This window comes from Baaleninema sp. (assembly GCF_049974805.1).
GTDB lineage: Bacteria > Cyanobacteriota > Cyanobacteriia > Cyanobacteriales > Geitlerinemataceae > Baaleninema.
Window position 1 is genome coordinate 68,944 of the sequence record NZ_JBNGCO010000001.1, and the last position, 18,839, is coordinate 87,782.

Sequence of the window (18,839 nt, forward strand, 5' to 3'; positions counted from 1 at the left end):
CTGCTAAAACAATGGTTGGGTTGCTTTAAGGAACGGCGATCGATCGGTAACTTTTCGGCGGTTCGACGTCGGTTTTCAACGTCACGATTTCGTTACAATCGAGCGATTAACGAACTCTATTTCGATTATGGAATAAATCTCGGTTTGCGGGAGGGGATAGTTACGTTTTTTAACTGAAGTTTGCCATCTGTTGTAAATCGCTTAATGTTTGTTTGGCTGCCTCTTCGTCAATTTTACTGAGGGCAAACCCCACGTGAACCACCACGTAATCCCCCACTTCAACCTCGGGAACATACGCTAAACTCACGGTTTTGACCATTCCTCCAAAGCTGACTTTCCCGCTTTTGGTCAGGGGATCGTCACCGGAGATTTCGAGGATTTTTCCGGGTACGGCTAAACACATTTTGGTTTTACTTTTGCGTCAGAACGTAAAGATTTGCAACAATTTTAATCAATATAAAGCCTTATTTTAAGGCGGCAATATTGTAACTCTATATGTCTAATTATTCTCTAATTTTAACATTATTTTTGGCTACCTTTCAAGGTGGCAGCGAGAATTTGGCCGACGGCAATTCCGCCGTCGTTAGGCGGGATTTTCTGATGCCAAACGGGGCGAAAATTCGCCCGTTGTAGCCGTTCGATCGACCCTTCGAGCAAAATTTTATTTTGGAAACACCCCCCAGTTAAAACCACGGGAACGTTATTTGACAAACGGTCTTCAAACAAACGGGCGACGGCCACGATCGACTCAGCCAGGGTATTGTGAAACTTCGCCGCAATTTCCGACACGGCTCGATCGCTGCGCCAATCCAACAACAACGCCCGCAGCATCGGTTCCCAATCCAAAGCCGGACAAGCACAGCGACGATCGACAGAAAACGGATAGTGCGCCCGCGTCTGAGTCTCTCGGGCGGCGAACTCCAACGCCATCGCCCCTTGTCCCTCAAAACTGAGTCGCTGTCGCAAGTCCAACAACGACGCCACCGCATCGAACCCCCGCCCCAAACTGGAAGTGCGCGGCGTATTGACGCGACGGCGCAACATCGACCCCAACAGGGCGAGTTCCTGGGACGAAAACGCCCGTATCGTCGGAGATTGCGTCAGGGAAAACGCCGCTTCGCCAAACAACTCGTACAGCATTCCCAACGCCGCCCGACGGGGTTCCTTCACGGCGCGATCGCCCCCCGGAAGGGGAAACGATCGAAACCGGGCCACTCTCTCGAACCCCGTCTCTGTCACCCAAAGAAACTCGCCGCCCCAAATCGTCCCGTCGAGACCGTACCCCGTCCCGTCCCAGGCTACCCCCAACAGGGGCGGTTTCAAGCCATGTTCCGCCATACAAGCGAGAACGTGGGCGTAATGGTGTTGAACCTGCACCAGGGGAAGGTTTTGCGCTTGGGCGAACTCCGTCGAGGCGTAGTCGGGATGTAAATCGCAGGCGATCGCTTGCGGTTGAAAATCGTAAATACAACACAGGCGATCGATGGTGTATTCAAAGGTTCGTCGAGTTTCGGGAGAATCCAAATCCCCCACGTGCTGGCTGGGAAAGATTTTGTCGTCGAAGGCGATCGCAACGCTGTTTTTCAAATGTCCCCCCACGGCGAGGGTGGGTTGGGGCGAACGGCGTTCGCCCCGGATGGGGAGGGGGGCGTAGCCTCGGGCCCGTCGTAGAATCACGGGCGTTCCCGCCATGACGCGGACGATGGAATCGTCTACGGGGCGGGCGATGGGGCGGTTGTGAACCAGGAAGACATCGGCGATGTCCCCCAACCGTTCTAAGGCGTCTTGGTTGTCGATACAAATGGGTTCGTTGGAGAGGTTCCCGCTGGTGGCGACCACGGGAAAGCCTAAATCCGACAGTAATAAATAATGTAGGGGTGTGTAGGGAAGCATCGCCCCCAGGTTGGGATTCTCGGGAGATACGGCGGAGGCCAGGGGTTGTTCGGGAGAGGGAAACCGGGTTTGTAAAATGACGATGGGGGATTGGGGCGATCGCAGCAGTTGCGCTTCGACCTGGCTGACGTGACAGTGGCGATACAGGGCTTCTAGGGTGGGATACATCACCGCGAAGGGTTTGTCCGGGCGATGTTTGCGATCGCGCAATTCTCGAACCGCCGTTTCGTTGCGGGCGTCTACCAGCAGTTGAAAGCCTCCCAAGCCTTTGAGGGCGACGATTTTACCGTTCCGCAGGGCGGTTTCGGCTTGTTGTAAGGCTTCCTCGTGGGTGGCGAGAACTTCTCCATCTCGCCGCCAGAGTTCGAGATGAGGTCCGCATTGGGGACAAGCGTTCGGTTGGGCGTGAAATCGGCGATCGCCTGGGTTTTCGTATTCGTCCTGACAGTGGGAACAGAGGGGAAAATCCCGCATCGTCGTCAGGGGTCGATCGTAAGGAAGGGTTTCGACGATACTGTATCGCGGTCCGCAGTTGGTGCAATTAATAAAGGGATAGCGATAGCGGCGGTTGTTTCGATCGAACAATTCCGCCACGCAGTCGGAACAGGTGGCTAAATCGGGGAGAACCAGGGCGGTTTTCTGCTGGGGACGTTCTTCGGAAGTGCGGATTTCAAAGGCTGTATAGCCAATCGGTTCGTCCCAGCGGAGGGTGAGGCGATCGATCTGGGCGTGGGGCGGTTTGTCGCGACGAACGCGGTGGCGAAATTCCAGTAATTTCCCCGTCTCTCCTTCCACCTCCACGAACACCCCTTCAGCGGTATTGTTCGCCCATCCCGTCAACCCCAATTCCACCGCCAAGCGATACAGAAACGGGCGAAATCCCACCCCTTGAACCAATCCCTGGATTTGCAAGTGCAACCGTTTCCGTCCGCGAGATGCTGTCTCGACGGATTGGGACTTCGGTGTTAGGGGTTGGGGGGATACAGCCATGAGTTTCGCAAGAGGGGGAGATGGATTTAGGTTGGGGATTCTGAGGGGGTTAAGAGGACGACAATAAAGGGAGAAATTGCTTCAGACAGCAATACCAATATCCAGAGATGTCCTTCCCAGAATCGATAATTTTCCAGTAGAGTCGCCCAGGAGTCTCCGGCGATGTAATGTCCGAAGACGAACTCGAAGAGGATGGTGAGTCCAACCCAGGTGGTGGCGGCGATAACGGCGGCTTTACGGGGGCGATCGCGATTTTGACGCATATATATCCACGCCATTGCGAAAATCCCCGTCACGATAACCACGACTTTGTACGGTTCTACCCAGGCTTCCCCGAATTGGGATAACACCCAGGTACTCCCGATGTAGCCGTTCGTCACCGCTAGAACGGCTAACGCACACCACAGTAAAAATGCAAGTCTCATAGTTGAGATGAGGTGTTGATGAGATGATGAGGTCGTTCTGACTTCGACCCGGTTTTCTGGCCGCGTCACACCCCCTACGACATCGCTAATTCTGGGCGCTACAACATCGCTAATTCTGGGGTTTGACTGACTTGGCGATCGAGGTAGTCGTACCACGCTTCTAAGCCTTCTCCTGTTCTCGCGGAAACTTCCAGGATTTGGGCTTGGGGGGCGACGCGACGGATGTTGTCGAGGGCGGTGTCGCGATCGAATCCCACCACTTCGGCGATGTCGATTTTGTTCAATACCACCACATCGGCGGATTTGAACATTGTGGGATATTTCAGGGGTTTGTCTTCTCCTTCTGTCGTGGAAAGGAGGACGATGCGGCCGGTTTCCCCTAAGTCGTAAGCCGCCGGACAGACTAGGTTTCCGACGTTTTCGATAAAGAGCAGTTTCGCGCCCTCCAGGTTCAATTTGGCGACGGCGTTCGCCACCATGTTCGCTTCGAGGTGACAGACGTTTTCGGTGACGATTTGCACCACTTGCGCCCCGCTTTGTCGCAGTCGCTGGGCGTCGTTGTCGGTTTCGAGATCCCCGACGATTACGGCGGTCGGAATTCGCGATCGCAGTTCGGTTAAAGTCCGTTCGAGGAGGGCGGTTTTACCGGAACCGGGAGAGGAAAGCAGGTTCAAAACGGCGAGGTTTTTCGCGGCGAAAAAGCCGCGATTCCGTTCGGCGAGGCGATCGTTTTTCGACAAAATCGCTTCGTGAATTTCTAGGGTATGGGTTCGATCGCCTTCGCTGTGATGGTGGTGATGTCCGTCGTGGTGATGGTGTTCGTCGTGATGATGATGATGTCCGTTGTGATGGTGCTGATGGTGGTGTTCGTGGGCGCCTTCGTGGGCGTGAGACGGCGAACCTTCGGCGTCGAATATTTTTACGTTTCCTGGGGTCGTTGCACAGCCGCAATTTTCACACATACGCGATTTATGAAACCTCCATCGACGACAGTTCTAGTTCTTTTCCGCTGATGACTTTCGAGACAATTTGATGACAGTTTGGACATTCAAAAATTATGTCTTCCGGTTGAAACTCCGTCTGACATTGGGGACAATGACATCGGGCGGGGATTTTTTCGATTTCAAAGCGGGCGTTTTGCGCCATCGTCCCCTCGGACACCACGTCAAAGGCAAAATTTAACGCTTCGGGAACGACGCCGGATAACACGCCAACGCGCATTTTCAATCGATGAATTGTGGTCGCACCGCTAGATTTAGCGCGATCGATCGCGATTTCTAGGGTACGCTCCATAAGGCCGACTTCGTGCATGGGATGTTTCGATCGAACAAACTAGCAGGAATGTTAACGAAACCCGATCGCACGGGAAGCCGTCGCTCTCTCTTAACTTGCCAGGTCGAGCGGACGAATCCGAGGTTTAACGGCAGATTAAATCTGAGTTAACACAAGGCCGTCCTCTTCAGTCCTACTATAAAAAACTTCGGCAAGGGTCGTAAGAATTTTTATAAAAACTATATGTTTCGCACGAAATTTCTTCGCTAATATAAGAATGGAGGAGCAGACACTCATTGTTTTATCGCTAAAAATCGCGATATCCTTTTGTTCTGGCGTTCTCACTTCAAGTCTTTCTGACTCGCCCCGTTACAGTTTGCAACATTGTTATGAAATTTGTCAGCGAGTACCGCGATCCGACGTTAGCCCAACACTACGCCGACGCCATCGCCGATTTGGTGACGCAACCCTGGACGATTATGGAAATCTGCGGGGGACAAACCCACTCGATCGTCAAATACGGGATCGATCGCCTGTTACCGGAAACTGTTACCCTGGTTCACGGCCCCGGTTGTCCGGTATGCGTGACGCCCATCGAACTCATCGATCGCGCCATCGACATCGCCCGTCGCCCCGACGCCATTCTCTGTTCCTTTGGGGATATGTTGCGAGTTCCGGGTTCGGACACCGATCTCCTCAGCCTTAAAGCCCTGGGGGGACAAGTACAAATCGTCTATTCCCCCCTCGACATCCTCAACATCGCCCGCAAAAACCCCGACAAAGAAGTAGTCTTTTTCGCCGTGGGCTTTGAAACCACCGCCCCCGCGACGGCGATGGCGGTATATCAAGCCGCCCAGCAGAACCTCACCAACGTCTCGTTACTGGTGTCTCACGTCTTGGTTCCCCCCGCGATGGAGACGATTCTCTCTTCCCCCAACTGTCGGGTTCAAGGGTTTTTAGCAGCGGGTCACGTTTGTACGGTGATGGGCTATACCGAATACGAACCCATCGTCAAAAAGTACGAGATTCCCATCGTGGTCACGGGATTCGAGCCTGTAGACATTTTGCAGGGCATTTATATGTGTTTGCAACAACTCGAACGCGGCCAGGCGAAATTGGAAAACCAATACACGCGATCGGTGTCTCGGGAAGGAAATCAACCCGCACAAAACTTGATTTCTCGGGTGTTTGAAGTGGTTCCCCGTCGCTGGCGAGGCTTGGGGGAAATTGCGCGAAGTGGTTTGGGTTTGAAAGCGGAATTCGCCGCCTTCGACGCCGATCGCAAATTCGGTTTCGATACCCAGTCGGAAACGATCGAAACTGAAACCGACTGTATTAGCGGCGAGATTTTACAAGGGTTGAAAAAACCTCACAACTGTCCGGCGTTCGGAACTCACTGCACCCCAGAACGTCCCCTCGGTGCGCCGATGGTATCCTCAGAAGGGGCTTGCGCGGCCTATTACCGCTGGCGTGGAGAAGTGGAAAAACCTGAAGTCGTTTCGTCTGGTTCTTAGACTTTATTTGCTTTGAATAGTTAGCTTCGGGTAGTTGTTAGCTTCGAGTAGGTTGAGAGGAACGGAGTGCCAATTTTTAGAAGCCCGGCATTTCTAATATCTGACTTGATAAAATACGACTATAAATTTAACTTTAATTGAACGGCTGTTTCGTCTTTTTTTTGCGTCTCAAAACTCTCAAAAGCGGAATAATTGGTAATAAATAACTCTGCCCCTTTCTCTGCTTTTCCCTGTTTGTAATTGTTCATGCCATACTGAAGCTGCCATTCATAAAGATTGGCAAATTCAAAGTCTTGGCGAACCTCTTCGCAATCGTCGTAGGTAATTAACCAATTGTGAGAACAGGCTTTTAAATCCTTTGCAAAACGTTGGTGGTCGAAATTGGCGTGTAACGCGCCTCGTTTTCCATAGAGTTTAGATTTTGTGGCGGTAAAATAGGGCGGATCGAGGAAAATCAAGACATTTCGACCGGGTTTTTTGAGTAATTCGCTGTAATCTAAGTTGGTGATTTTGACGTTTTTTAAGACGCTTTTTAGCTGCGACAAACGGGCGATTGAAGAGTCTGTAAAACGTTCCTCAAATGACTTTTGAGAATAGCCTCCCGCTTCGATGGTTCCGGAAAAGGTGATGCGATTTAAGACGAAAAAGCGAACGGCTCGATCGACCTCCGATAATTCCTCAACATCTACGTTCGCCAGTTCCTCGAATAATTCCCGTCCGTCTTGACGATTGGCTTTGATATCTCGCACTTTTTCCACCAATTCGGGAAGTTGTGACTGTGCAGCTTTCCAAAAACAGTATACTTCTGGATTGAGGTCGTTAATCCAAACGGGAATTTGAGGATACAAGCGTTTGAATTCAATAAATACGGAACCGCCTCCGACAAACGGCTCGCGAAATTCCTCGATTTGAGGGGGAAATTTGGCAAAAATGCGGCGGAGTGCGCGGGATTTTCCGCCGGGATAGCGTAGGGGACTGCGAAGGTTCATGGGGGAGTTCACCACAGAGACACAGAGGACATAGAGAAAATAACAAGACTCATTTTGTCAAGGGTTTGTTAGGTTTTTTAAAATAAAAGCAATGGAATCTCTAGAGAGGTCTGAAAAACGGGTTTTATTGTAACGAATTTGCCAGAGAGATCTGACGGAGACCGCGACCTGATATAGTAGTCGAATAGAAAACTTTCAAGTCGTTCGTTAGAATTCGGGGTTATCCGTGGCGATCGTAGCAATTGCCAGTCCGAAAGGTGGCGTCGGAAAAACCACGTCCGCTATTGCACTCGCGGGGTTGCTGGCCGAAAAGCAATCCTGTTTGGCTGTCGATCTCGACCCGCAGGGAAACCTGACGATGGGGTTGGGAGTGGAACTCGCACCGGACCAAATCGGGAGTTACGACGTGATGACGCAGCAACTCGATGCGGAAGAACCCATCGTGGATACCGACTGCGGCGTCGATCTCATCCCCACAGACAGCACTCTCGCGGAAGCGGAAAAGGAAATTTCCGACGACCCCGATCGCTTCTTCGTCCTCAAACGACAACTCGACCCCCTCAAAGCCAAGTATCGAACCATCCTCATCGACTGTCCTCCCAACATGGGACTGTTGACCCTCAACGCCTTAGCCGCCGCCGATGCGGTGTTGGTTCCGGTACAGTGTCAGTTCTTCTCGCTTCGGGGACTCGATCGACTCCTCGAGGAAATTTCGCAAATTCGCAGCCAGTACAACCTACGGCTTCGCCTGCTGGGGGTTCTCCCCACGATGGCGGAAAATACCATCATCACGCGCAAAGTGCTGCGGGAACTCAAAGACCGTCACAAGCAGGTTAGCGTGTTTTACCCAGTCCCCAAATCCGTCAAGTTCGCCGAAGCCAGCTTCGTCGGGAAACCCATCCACCGCTACACGAAAAACCAAAAACTGGTGAAGCCTTACGAACGGGTGATGCGATCGATCGTCCCGCGATCGAAAAACGCTCCCAAAGAATATCTATTATAGAGGCATCTCCCGAAGCCCTATTCTAGAAAATCGTCCGAGACCTCCTCTTCAGGGTCGCAGTCCTGGCTAAAGTGGAATCGATCGAGAATTCCATCGCAGAGATGACGATCGCTGTGACTGAGTTCCGGCGAGTATTTCAAATAGTTTTCAATGCGGCGACAGCCCACCTCCAGAACCCGATCGAACGAGATCGCCTCCTCCAAATTCCACAAAATCGCCGTTCGATCGTCCGATCCCGAGGCTAAAAATTTCCCGTCCGGCGAAAACGCCAAGGCCAACACCGTACTCTTGTGTTCGAGGAACGTCGCCACAGGCGTCCCGTCCCAGCGCCAGAGTTTCACCACTCCGTCGTCGCCTCCCGTGGCCAACAACGCCCCGTCAAAACGGGTGGCGATCGACCAAATTCCCTTCTCATGGGCCTCTTCGATGGCGCGAATGAGTTTTCCTTCCCGGTTCCAAATCAGTATTCGGCCGTCGTCCGACACCGACGCGAGTCGGTCTCCCTCGGGATGCCACACCACATCGAAGACGATGGAACGATGACCCATCAACACCCGTTGAAACCTGCCGTCTCGCGACCAAATCCGCACCGTGGAATCGCCACTTCCGGCGGCGAGAAGTTCCCCGTCCGGCGACCAAGACACCCCCCAAACCCCCGCTTTATGTCCTTTCAAGATAGTGATCGCTTCGCCTTCTTGCGTCCACAAGCGAACCGTCTTATCGCTACTGGTCGAGGCGAGAATTCGACCGTCCGGGGAAAATTCCACATCCCGCACGTCCGCTTGATGGGCTGACCAAGATCGAATTTCCCGTCCCTCCGGAGTCGCCAAGACGATGGCGTTTCCACTTTGGGCGGCGGCGATTACCTGGCCGTCGGGACTGATATCGAGGCGGCCGTAAAGGGGAAAATTCCTAGCGAACTGACCGATCGAAGTGCCGTCGATCGATCGTAAAGCGAGAGTCCCCGCATCGAGAACGGCGAAAGCTTGACTTTTCGGGCAGAACTCAACTCCCGTGACGCTGCTTCCCTGTTCCCTCAACGGAAGCATCAGTGGGTTGTACAGTCGAAACATGCGACTGACGTCGTTCCAAGCGGCGGTGGCAAATTCCTCGCCGTCGGGACTGAACACGATATCCATAATTTTGCCGCCGTATCCTGCGATGCGATTGAGTAGAATTCCCTCTTCCACAGACCAAAACTTGACGACTTTGGTATCAGACCCCGACAACAGCATTTGACTGTCGGGACTGAACGTCACCGCCCAAATTCCGGCATTGTCGGCGATTATGGTTTGTCTGAGGGTTCCATCTCCGTTCCACAGACGTACTGTTCCGTCCCCGAACCCCGCCGCCATCTTCTGTCCGTCAGGACTGAACGCTACAGACAGGGCGGGAACCTCGGCTTGGAAAAGCACTCGGTCTAAGATGCCGTCTAACCGCCACAGAGCCACCGTTCCGTCTTCGTTGGCGGTGAGGACGGCGGTGCCGTCGGGACTGAAGACGGCTTTGCGCACGGTTCCCCCCTGTTGGAGGGTGGCCAGCAGGGTTCCGTCCTGTCGCCAGATGCGGGCGGTTCGATCGAGACTGGCCGACAGGAGTAAGGTTCCGTCGGGACTAAATTCGACGCTGTAAATGGGGGCTTGGTGTCCGGTGAAGGTACGAATTAGGGTGCCGTCCCGCCGCCAGAGTTTGAGGGTGGCGTCACCGCTGGCGGTGGCGATGGTTTGGCTGTCCGGACTGACGCTGACCCCGAGAACGGGGCCTTGATGTGAGGTCAACTGGTGCAGCGGTTTTCCGTCCCGTCCTTGAACTTGCAGGCCCCTATCGCTGACAAACACCATATATTCGCCGTCGGGACTGTAATCGATGCCGTTGAAGCCGATTCCTGCGGCTAAATGGTTGGTTTCCAGGGAACCGTAGACCGCCTGACGGATGGTGTGTTCGACCATTGCTTGGGTTTTGGCATCGGCGGTTCGATCGAGCTGTTGCAAGTGCTGGCGGGCCCGCAGGGCGTTAATTTGAGCCTCGAGTTGTCGGTCTAAGGTAAACAGGGCGTTGGAATATCGCGCCAGTTGGCGAATTGCGCCGATGCGTTCGTTGTACTGACTTTCGGAAACTTGGCGGTAGGCGGACAATAATGCCAGACTCAGCAGGGTGACGATGGTTAAGGCGGAGGTGAGAAGTACGATAAAGATCTGTTGGCGTCGCGCTGTCTCTTGTTTGAGTTCGCATTGTTGGCGTTCGGCCATGAGTTTGTCTTCGATCGCCCGCGTCCGTTCGGCTTCTAAGGCTTGTTGGGTTTCCCGGCGATCGACCCCATCGCTGGCGGCGAGAAATTGATAGTCGAGGCTGCTGAGGTTTTTTCCGCTGACCCAGGTTTTGGCGTCGGCGAGGGCTTGTCCCCGCAACAGGCGCGATTCGTCTTGAAACTGAGATTTTTCCCAGGCGGTGAGGGCTTCGGCGTAGGGACGCAACCGTTTGAGTTGTTTTTCGACCCAGAATCGATCGAACACTTGGCGATAGATGGGGTTTTTTATCTGTAGTTGTCCCTCTTCTTTAATCACTAATCCCGACAGCAGCAGTTCCAGTTGTTCGCGGCTGTCGTCGCTGGGAATCTCTACCCCATTGAGGAGGCTTTGGTACAGTCCCAGCAAGCGGCCGGCGCGGTTTTCGTCGTACAGCAGGCGATCGCGCAGGGTTCGCAGGTGGGGCGGTTCGTCTTGGCTGTCCCAACGTTCGATAACTCGCGATCGCACTAAGTCGTTTACCCAATCGATTTCTTTGTCCGGACAAATGGAAATCTGTTCGACTTCCCGAACTGCCAGTTGACAGAGTTTTTGGGTTAAAAACGGCTGTCCGTTCGTCCAGGCGAGGATTTGTCGAAACACCGCCTCGGGAGATTCAAACCATCCGTTCAATCCTTTGAGTAACGGTTGTCCGCTGTCGAAATTCAACGGTTTTAGGTCGATGGCGGTGCCGATATTGAACGGTGTCCGGGTTCGATCGACGATAAGATCCGACGGTGCTGCCACGCCGAAAATGGCGAAGTGCAACCGTCGGTATTCGGAATTGACAGCTTGTTGGTTGTAACAAAAGCGAATCCAGGCGAACAGGTCGTCTGTGGAAAAGTCCAGGCTGAGAACGCTGTCGATTTCGTCGAAAAAAATCGCCAAATGTTGGTCGGGAAACTGAGGTAATAATAAATCCTCGACGAACTGACTCAGGGAATGGAGCGGCGTGAGTCCTTCTACCTCCGACCACCACTGTTTCAAGTTGAAGCGACCGAACAGCCCCAACCCCCGCACCAACTCCACGATAATGCTTTTGTACCACTGTTTCGGCGTCAGGTTATGGCTGCCGATGCGGGTCATATCGAGGCTGGTGCAGCGAAAGCCGTCTTGCTGCAAGCGATGGCGAGTTCGTACCAGTAGGGAGGATTTCCCCACCTGACGGCAGTTGAGAACGTAACAAAATTCCCCGCCATGCAGGGCTTGGTACAACTGGCGATCGGCATCCCGTTCCACGTAGGTGGCCGTCTCGATTCCCAGGCTCCCGCCAACTTGATAGTCTGTTTGCGCCTTCGCCATCAAGGAACTCCGATCGGGTTATTGCTTTTTTTGGTGAAATATGATATAATTTAATGTTAGCCCAAAAACGTCAATATCGATCGCGATGGCTAGAAGAAGCATCCGATCGATCGCCGAAGGAATCGCCACTGGCGGTCTCGTCAGCTTCCCAACCAAAGCGATGGCTGTTGCTGAGGGTGACGCGATCGCGTCCGTTTTGTTTCGACTCGTACAACGCCACATCCGCCGCTTCCTGAATGTTGGCGGGTTCGGCTGTTTCGTCGGGGACGATGCTGGCAACGCCCACGCTGACGGTCATCGTCGTGCGATGGTTCCGCCCGCCCTCGCCCCGTGGAATGCTTAACCTCCGAATCTCCTGACAAATCTTTTCAGCCATTGCCATGGCCGCTTTGGCGTCAGTATTCAACAGCAACACGAGAAATTCCTCGCCGCCGTAGCGAGCCACGACCCGGTCGTGAGTCCAGTCTCCGGTGACGCTAACGATTCCCAAGGCCACCTGCTGCAAACAAATATCTCCGAGAGGATGACCGTAGGTATCGTTATAAGATTTAAAAAAGTCGATATCGCAGGAGAGGATCGACAAGGATTGTCCGTTGGCGCTAGATTCTTGCCAAGCGTCTTCTAAGCGTAAGTCGAAATAGCGTCGGTTGGGAATTTGCGTGAGTTCGTCGATATAACAGAGTTGTTGCAGGGTTTGATTTTCCCGTTCCAAGGCTATGAGTCGATCGCCCACCATAGAGGTATTGAAGGTCTTGTCCGGTAAGCAGGCGAAGGGACTCGATTGGCTCTGTTGGGACAAGCGAGAACTCTCGTAAATTTGCAGCCGCTCTTGAAAATACTGGCGGTACAGATGAGAACTGAGAACCACGGTGTTTCCTTGAAACTTCACCAGTCCCAGGCTGTCGAGTTTGTAGGCCAAGGCGGGTTCGAGTTCCACGCCTTCAGGGGAGCGCAAGACGAGGGCTAGGGCTTTCAACAACAGGGGTTGTTCTTGGAGGATATGCCACAGTTGTTGTAGATAATTGCGGTAAATCCCGCTGAGGGTGGAGGCTTCTGCTAAAAGTCGATCGAGGTCTTTTTCGCTTTGGTGTAGGTGGTACAGTGCTAGAGATACGAGATAAGGATGACCCCCTACCATCTCCACGATTTTCCGAGCGGGTCGATCGTCACTCCAATGTAACCCGTACCGCTGGGCTAAGTCGCAGACGCGATCGATAGTGAACGGCGGCAACACCACGGGCAGCCCCACGTTAAAGGGGGATTGGTTGATGTCGAGGGGAACGTAGACTTCTGTGGAGTGAACCACCACCAGCCGCAGTTTCTGCCAAGTTTCCACCTGTTTGGCTTCTTCATGCCACGATCGCAACATGGGTAGGAATTCTTGAGCCACTTCGGGAAACTCGAACAGGCGGTTGACTTCTTGCAGGGCTAAGATGAGGGGTCGATCGATGGTCTCGAGAACGCAATGCTGCATATAAAGGGTACAGCTAACCTTCGAGCCGATATCGTCGTCCCAAACCTCATGGAGGGGACTCGAGAGATGTAACATTTGCTTGAGATTGGCGCAAAACCAGCGCAGCAATTTGTTTAAATCCCCTAAAACATAGGTTTCAGCCCGTTGGAAATCCAGGGTGACGGTGGCATATCCCGATTCTTTACCGTGGTGGAGCAGTCGCAGCAGCAGCGAACTTTTTCCCATGCGCCGACTGCCGCGAACGCGAACGGCACAGCCGGGTTTGTGCAGTTCTTGTTGGGTCAGGCGTTCGATGGGCGGTCGTTCGACGTACAGGGGCGAATTTAAGGGTACCGGAGCGCCGGGATATTCGATTTCGGGGCTTGGGTGGATGGGTCGATCGCTCAATTCGTCGAGCAGCAGACGTTCCTGGGAGGTTAGCGATCGCGGCTCTAGAATGGCGCGGAAGTTGGCTTTGGAAATCGACTCGTCAAAGACTTCCGATAGGGTTCGCCACAGTTGAGACGCGACGTTTCGCAAATAGTGAGCGTCGTATCCTAGCTCGGCTTCCATGCGGGTATAGGTAGCCCCTTTCCACGATTGGCGCAGTACGCTTTCCTGAACCGGAGACATGGTTTCGCCAATGGCACGAACGAGTTCGACGATCTCGTCAATAGTCATGTGACACTGAAAAAAAAGTAAGCGAACAGCGGACGGGAAACGAAAAGTTATCTAAAATTGCCTCGAGTTACCTGAGTTCGCCAATATAACCAATGCGGTCTAGGATCGGCAATTGAATAGATCGCGAGGCTCCCCAACCATTGTAACCAAACCCTGTGACCGAAGTCACTGACTGAACGGCGCTACTTATGTATCGAGGTTTATGGCGGTTCGGAAAAAGAGTGATTTTTTGTCACTTGACAGTTCCGGGTTAGTTTGATGTATTGGAACCACTTCGTAAGGTAACAAATTTTATTATCAAGTTTTAAATATCTTAAATGACTCGAAACATATGGCGATGGCTTCCCAGTCAACTGGAATTTTCTGCATATAATCGATAAGACGACTTTTGGATTGGGGATTCCCAAAAGCGAAATCTTGGGAACAAAGGATATGTCAGGATATGCCCATGCAGTTGTCGGTCAACTTCGTGAAGTACTCGATCGTGTTGAAGACGCCTTGGGAGGCTTGGCCGACGGGATTGCTTGGACGGACGAAACGGGACGAGTTCAGTGGTGCAACCTACGCTTCGCCCAGTTAGTCGGTCGGCCGCGTTCGGAACTTTGCTCGATCGATGTTGTTAAATTATTTCCTCTCGAACGGGATAGAACTTGCCAAAAGTTCCCCCAACATCCCTTTCGTTTGGCTCTAACAGGTTCGAACTATACCCGGCAAGTTTATCGCAGTCGAGACCCGAACGGTCGTTCGGGTCTCCTCGAAGTGTTTTATATCGTCTTATCCATCGTTTCTCCCCGGCGGAACGTCCTGTTAGTGATGCGAGAATTGAACTCGCGGTTCCAGGAGCCGGGAGAGCCAAAGTTAGAAAACGCTGACATTTCCACCCTGTACCAGCTCCTCGCCGACCATTCCACCGATTGGATTTCCCGCCAGACCTCCGACGGCGTGTTTCTTTACACCTCGCCAGCGGGACAGCGGTTGCTCGGTTACAATCCCGATCGGTCGATCGGTCGCTCGGCCTTCGAGCTGTACCATCCCAGCGACATCGACAAACTGCGTCGCGTGTACGAAGAAGTGGTTCGCCATCCCGAAACCCCCATCTCCCTCGCCCACCGCATCCGCCACCAAAACGAATATTACCTCTGGTTCGAGACCACCTTCAACGCCGTTCGATCGCCCCAAGGAGAAGTCACGCAGGAAATCGTCACCGTCTCCCGAGATGTGACCGATCGACTCTCCTATCAAACCACTCTGCAACGAAACGAAAAACGCTTTCGCGCCCTCATCGAAAACGTCACCGACGCCATTTTTATTTTTGACGCTCGAGGAAAGTTACGCTACGCCAGTCCCTCCGCCGAAAAACTCCTCGGCTACGCCAGCGAGAAATATCTCGGACAGTTCCCGTTTCAATTCCTCGAAAAACGGGAAATTCCCCAGGTCAAACGGGCGTTCTACAAAGCCAGACGCTTCCCGGGACAGTGCGAAATCCTCAAAGAATTCACCATTTACCACGCCGACGGAACCCCCCTCATCTTCGAGGCCGCGATTACCAATCTCCTCTCGGAACCCGCCCTCGAAGGGATCGTCGTCAACTGTCACAACATCACCGAACGCAAACAGGCGGAAGTACAACTGCGTCACGACGCCCTTCACGACCCCTTGACGGGACTTCCCAATCGCACTCTGTTCATGGAACGGCTGTCTCAAGCTATCGCCGAAAAACAACGACAGCAGACTTATAAATTCGCCGTTCTCTATCTCGATCTCGATCGATTTAAATCTATTAACGACAGTTTGGGACATCTGGCCGGCGATCGACTGTTAATCGAAGTGGCCAAACGCCTCAAATCCCTAGTTCGTCAAAACGACACAGTGGCGCGACTCAGCGGCGACGAATTCGCCATCTTGCTCCAAGATATGATTGACGACTCCAACGCGCAACTGCTGGCCGATCGCTTACAAACCGCCTTACAAGACCCCCTAGAACTGGAATATCAAGAAGTCTTCGTCACCGCCAGCATCGGTATCGTCCTCGCCGACGACCTCTATCAAACTCCTTCCGACATCCTGCGCGACGCCGATACCGCCATGTATCGCGCCAAGCAACTGGGAAAAGCCCGTCAAGAAACTTTCGACATCACCATGTCGAAGAACAACCTCAAACAGCTTCGTTTGGGGGTGGATTTGCGCCACGCCCTCGATCGCAACGAGTTAGAACCGTTCTATCAACCCATCGTCTCTCTTAAAACAGGACGAATCAGCGGTTTCGAGGTGTTGTTGCGTTGGAATCACGACGAATTCGGCCGCGTCTCCCCGGACGAGTTCATCCCCATTGCCGAAGAAACCGGCGCCATCGTTCCTTTAGGATGGTGGGTTCTCTCACGAGCCTGTCATCAAATGAAACGCTGGCGCAAACAGTTCCCTACGCGACGGCTGATGGTGTGCGTGAATCTCTCCGGACGCCAGTTTTCCCAGCCTTCCATCGTCGAACGAGTCGAACAAGCCTTAAAAGTCACTCATCTCGACCCCTGTTATTTGAAATTAGAAATCACTGAAACCACCATCGTCGAAAACGAAGCCACAGTAATGAATACGCTACAGCGGCTCAAAAAAATGGGGGTCAAGTTGAGTATCGACGACTTCGGAACCGGGTATTCCTCGTTATCTCGCCTGCGCAATTTCCCCATCGATACTCTGAAAATCGATAAGTCCTTCGTTCAAACTATGGAACGCGATCGTGGCAATCTCGCCATTACCAAGTCGATCGTCATGTTAGCGGAAACCCTAGACATCTCCACCGTCGCCGAAGGCGTCGAAATCCCCGAACACCTCCACCAACTCCGACAACTCGGCTGCGAATATGCCCAAGGCTATCTCTTTTCCCGTCCCGTCAACGCCGAACAAGCCAGCGAGTTGATTGCTGATAATCCGCAGTGGTAACGGAGATGATGGGATGGGGAGATGATGGGGTGATGGGGTGATGGGTAGGGTGCGTGACTTGAAAAATCGGGTGTCGCCATGAAACCGAGAAATCGTCACGAACCGCTGCTAATCTCAACATCTTCCAAGAGCGGTAAATCGGCGAGAAACTGACGGTCTTCGCTGATGTGGGGAAATTTTAATTGGGAGTCGGGAATGCCTTTTTTCACTTGACGCTGGCGTAGAATGTCGTAACTTCCCGGTTTTAGGATTCGCAGGCGCGGCGGTGGAATGTCGCTGCGGCGAGAAATGGCGTAATGGGTGTTTTCTTCCCCTAACCTTTCGTCGAACCGCTTTAAAAAGGCTTCGGGATTCTCCAACTTCTCCCCCGGCGCCAGTTCGATATTGACTAGATATCGCGCTGGAAAGTCGTTTTCCGATAAGGTCAAGCAAAAGTCTTCGAGACGCACGCCGAATTCTTCTTGTAAGCTGTCCATGACTCGCGTGGCGTGGTCTTCGGTGGTTTTTTCGGTGGTGGCGGAAATTAATCCCCCGGCCCGGTGTTTGAAGACGATGAGCGGCGCTTGGTTGTAGAATCCTACTACTTCCACCACGTCGCCGATGTCGTAGCGGAAGAAGCCGCCGTAGCTGCTGAGGAGGATGCGATAGCATTTTCCGGCTTCGACTTCCCTCGGAAGCAGGGTTTCCGGCTGGTCGAGGTGCCATTGTTCTTCGGGGATAAACTCGAAAAATCCGGTTTCGATGGATAATATACTGCCGTCGGTGTCTACGTCGGGGTAAATGCTGAAGGTGCCTTCGGCGGAGGAAAATACAGCCCCGAAAATTGGCCGGTCGCCGAAGTATTCGGGAAAACGGCGGAAGTAGAAATCTGAGGTTCCCCCTCGCGCGGCGGTGACGAATAGGGAATCGGGCCAGGCGGATTTGGGGGTGAGGCGTCCTTCGGTTTTCAGGATGTGGCGCAGTTCGGCGGCTCGATCGATATCGGCGTCCCACTTGGATTCGAGTTGTTGTCGCAGCTGGGGTTCGAGGTTCAGCCAGTCGGCGATCGATCCGGTTTCGATATCCCGCACCATCTCTTCGCCGTATCGATCGAGATAGTTGCAAATTCGTAAAATCAACATGGGGAAGTTGGCGACGATTCCCCGGGTGGTTCGATCGCGCAGCGCAAACAAAATCGCCAGGTAATGACGCGCCACGCTGTCAGCCACCAACAGCGTTTCAAACGGGTTAGAAAAGATAGTATTGTAAAGCCGTTTGTCCATCCGCATTACGCCGACGCTGGCGGGTCCGAACTCGATGCCGCCCTCCGTTTCTCCCCAAATTAAGGCGGAATTCGTCAGTAAAATCTTACCAAATTCTAACCCCCGACGCTGTAAGCCCCGCGTTAAAAAGCCGAGACTGGTCAAATTGGCGCGACGCAGCACGCTTTGAGACTTGCGACTGGTGGGAATCAGTTTTTTCTTACCTGTCGAGCCGCTGGTCAAGGTTAGATAAACCACCGGATCGGGAAGTAAAACGTTCGGTTCTCCCTTGGCGATTCGATCGATATAGGGTTCGTAACTTTTATACGGCAGAATCGGCATTTTTTGCCGAAATTCCGCCAGAGTTTTAATATCTTTAAACCCGTAATCTTTACCGAATTCAGTATTTTGATACTCCCTTAAGAGTTTCAATAAAAACTGTTTTTGAAATTGTTCTAAGTCACGAGTTTTTTGAACGAATCGTTCTCGCGAAAACCCCGTTACAACGTTCAACAAAGACAACGCAAAGTTGGACATTATCTAAAATAATAAATTTAAGGTAATTTTTATTCAAGGATTATACCATTCGACTCGCGAAAAATATCAAATTCTAATAAGACTTTCCCCACAATCAGATCCCCGGCATCTTCAAGATGCCGGGGATCTCGATGCCTTGCCACAAGCTTATATAACATTGAATCGATTAAAAATCCCAAATCATGCGATCGAAACTCAAAAGATAGCAACGACAGGGTTGGGTTCCACCCAACCGACGCAGAACTTCATGTTTTTTGCATCCCGACTCGCGAAAAATATCAAATTCTAATAAGACTTTCCCCACAATCAGATCCCCG

12 protein-coding genes are annotated in these 18,839 nt (G+C 52.6%); 3 read left to right on the forward strand and 9 right to left on the reverse strand.

Annotated elements, in window-relative coordinates:
• Nucleotides 1–169: 169 nt before the first annotated feature.
• The 5 genes from ACP5D4_RS00275 to hypA all read right to left on the reverse strand — a co-directional run bounded on the left by ACP5D4_RS00275 (nucleotide 170) and on the right by hypA (nucleotide 4,619).
• A complete protein-coding gene (locus ACP5D4_RS00275; RefSeq protein ID WP_428009605.1) occupies nucleotides 170–403 on the reverse strand; it encodes a HypC/HybG/HupF family hydrogenase formation chaperone in 234 nt (77 codons plus the stop codon).
• Nucleotides 404–522: 119 nt separating this feature from the next.
• A complete protein-coding gene (gene hypF, locus ACP5D4_RS00280) occupies nucleotides 523–2,883 on the reverse strand; it encodes a carbamoyltransferase HypF (RefSeq protein WP_428009606.1) in 2,361 nt (786 codons plus the stop codon).
• A 26-nt stretch (nucleotides 2,884–2,909) separates the two neighbouring features.
• On the reverse strand, nucleotides 2,910–3,308 hold the full coding sequence (locus tag ACP5D4_RS00285) for a hypothetical protein (protein ID WP_428009607.1): 399 nt from the start codon (nucleotides 3,306–3,308) through the stop codon (nucleotides 2,910–2,912).
• A gap of 98 nt (nucleotides 3,309–3,406) precedes the next feature.
• A complete protein-coding gene (gene hypB, locus ACP5D4_RS00290; RefSeq protein WP_428009608.1) occupies nucleotides 3,407–4,270 on the reverse strand; it encodes a hydrogenase nickel incorporation protein HypB in 864 nt (287 codons plus the stop codon).
• Nucleotides 4,271–4,277: 7 nt separating this feature from the next.
• Nucleotides 4,278–4,619, reverse strand: a complete 342-nt coding sequence (hypA, locus tag ACP5D4_RS00295; RefSeq protein WP_428009609.1) for a hydrogenase maturation nickel metallochaperone HypA — start codon at nucleotides 4,617–4,619, stop codon at nucleotides 4,278–4,280.
• A 350-nt stretch (nucleotides 4,620–4,969) separates the two neighbouring features.
• On the opposite strand from hypA, the gene hypD reads away from it, so the two are divergent.
• Entirely contained in the window at nucleotides 4,970–6,094 is a 1,125-nt protein-coding gene (hypD, locus tag ACP5D4_RS00300; RefSeq protein ID WP_428009610.1) for a hydrogenase formation protein HypD, read from the forward strand.
• A gap of 119 nt (nucleotides 6,095–6,213) precedes the next feature.
• On the opposite strand, the gene ACP5D4_RS00305 is transcribed toward hypD, so the two are convergent.
• Complete coding sequence (locus ACP5D4_RS00305; protein ID WP_428009611.1) at nucleotides 6,214–7,083, reverse strand: DNA adenine methylase; 870 nt, start codon at nucleotides 7,081–7,083, stop codon at nucleotides 6,214–6,216.
• Between the two features lie 226 nt (nucleotides 7,084–7,309).
• On the opposite strand from ACP5D4_RS00305, the gene ACP5D4_RS00310 reads away from it, so the two are divergent.
• A complete protein-coding gene (locus tag ACP5D4_RS00310; protein ID WP_428009612.1) occupies nucleotides 7,310–8,086 on the forward strand; it encodes a ParA family protein in 777 nt (258 codons plus the stop codon).
• A gap of 17 nt (nucleotides 8,087–8,103) precedes the next feature.
• Here the strand turns inward: ACP5D4_RS00310 and ACP5D4_RS00315 are convergent, their stop codons facing one another.
• A complete protein-coding gene (locus tag ACP5D4_RS00315; RefSeq protein WP_428009613.1) occupies nucleotides 8,104–11,673 on the reverse strand; it encodes an AAA-like domain-containing protein in 3,570 nt (1,189 codons plus the stop codon).
• Between the two features lie 70 nt (nucleotides 11,674–11,743).
• Nucleotides 11,744–13,807 (reverse strand): AAA-like domain-containing protein, encoded by a 2,064-nt coding sequence (locus ACP5D4_RS00320; RefSeq protein ID WP_428009614.1) that lies wholly within the window; start codon nucleotides 13,805–13,807, stop codon nucleotides 11,744–11,746.
• A gap of 432 nt (nucleotides 13,808–14,239) precedes the next feature.
• Here ACP5D4_RS00320 and ACP5D4_RS00325 point away from each other — a divergent pair, with 432 nt between their 5' ends.
• Nucleotides 14,240–16,744 (forward strand): EAL domain-containing protein, encoded by a 2,505-nt coding sequence (locus ACP5D4_RS00325; protein WP_428009615.1) that lies wholly within the window; start codon nucleotides 14,240–14,242, stop codon nucleotides 16,742–16,744.
• 95 nt (nucleotides 16,745–16,839) lie between these two features.
• On the opposite strand, the gene ACP5D4_RS00330 is transcribed toward ACP5D4_RS00325, so the two are convergent.
• Nucleotides 16,840–18,522 (reverse strand): GH3 auxin-responsive promoter family protein, encoded by a 1,683-nt coding sequence (locus ACP5D4_RS00330; RefSeq protein WP_428009616.1) that lies wholly within the window; start codon nucleotides 18,520–18,522, stop codon nucleotides 16,840–16,842.
• Nucleotides 18,523–18,839: the final 317 nt, after the last annotated feature.

Excerpts from the sequence above, each read along its gene's own strand:
- ACP5D4_RS00275 (WP_428009605.1), bottom strand. The coding sequence starts at position 403 with ATGTGTTTAGCCGTACCCGGAAAAATCCTCGAAATCTCCGGTGACGAT.
- hypF (WP_428009606.1), bottom strand. The coding sequence starts at position 2,883 with ATGGCTGTATCCCCCCAACCCCTAACACCGAAGTCCCAATCCGTCGAG.
- ACP5D4_RS00285 (WP_428009607.1), bottom strand. The coding sequence starts at position 3,308 with ATGAGACTTGCATTTTTACTGTGGTGTGCGTTAGCCGTTCTAGCGGTG.
- hypB (WP_428009608.1), bottom strand. The coding sequence starts at position 4,270 with ATGTGTGAAAATTGCGGCTGTGCAACGACCCCAGGAAACGTAAAAATA.
- hypA (WP_428009609.1), bottom strand. The coding sequence starts at position 4,619 with ATGCACGAAGTCGGCCTTATGGAGCGTACCCTAGAAATCGCGATCGAT.
- hypD (WP_428009610.1), top strand. The coding sequence starts at position 4,970 with ATGAAATTTGTCAGCGAGTACCGCGATCCGACGTTAGCCCAACACTAC.
- ACP5D4_RS00305 (WP_428009611.1), bottom strand. The coding sequence starts at position 7,083 with ATGAACCTTCGCAGTCCCCTACGCTATCCCGGCGGAAAATCCCGCGCA.
- ACP5D4_RS00315 (WP_428009613.1), bottom strand. The coding sequence starts at position 11,673 with ATGGCGAAGGCGCAAACAGACTATCAAGTTGGCGGGAGCCTGGGAATC.
- ACP5D4_RS00320 (WP_428009614.1), bottom strand. The coding sequence starts at position 13,807 with ATGACTATTGACGAGATCGTCGAACTCGTTCGTGCCATTGGCGAAACC.
- ACP5D4_RS00325 (WP_428009615.1), top strand. The coding sequence starts at position 14,240 with ATGTCAGGATATGCCCATGCAGTTGTCGGTCAACTTCGTGAAGTACTC.
- ACP5D4_RS00330 (WP_428009616.1), bottom strand. The coding sequence starts at position 18,522 with ATGTCCAACTTTGCGTTGTCTTTGTTGAACGTTGTAACGGGGTTTTCG.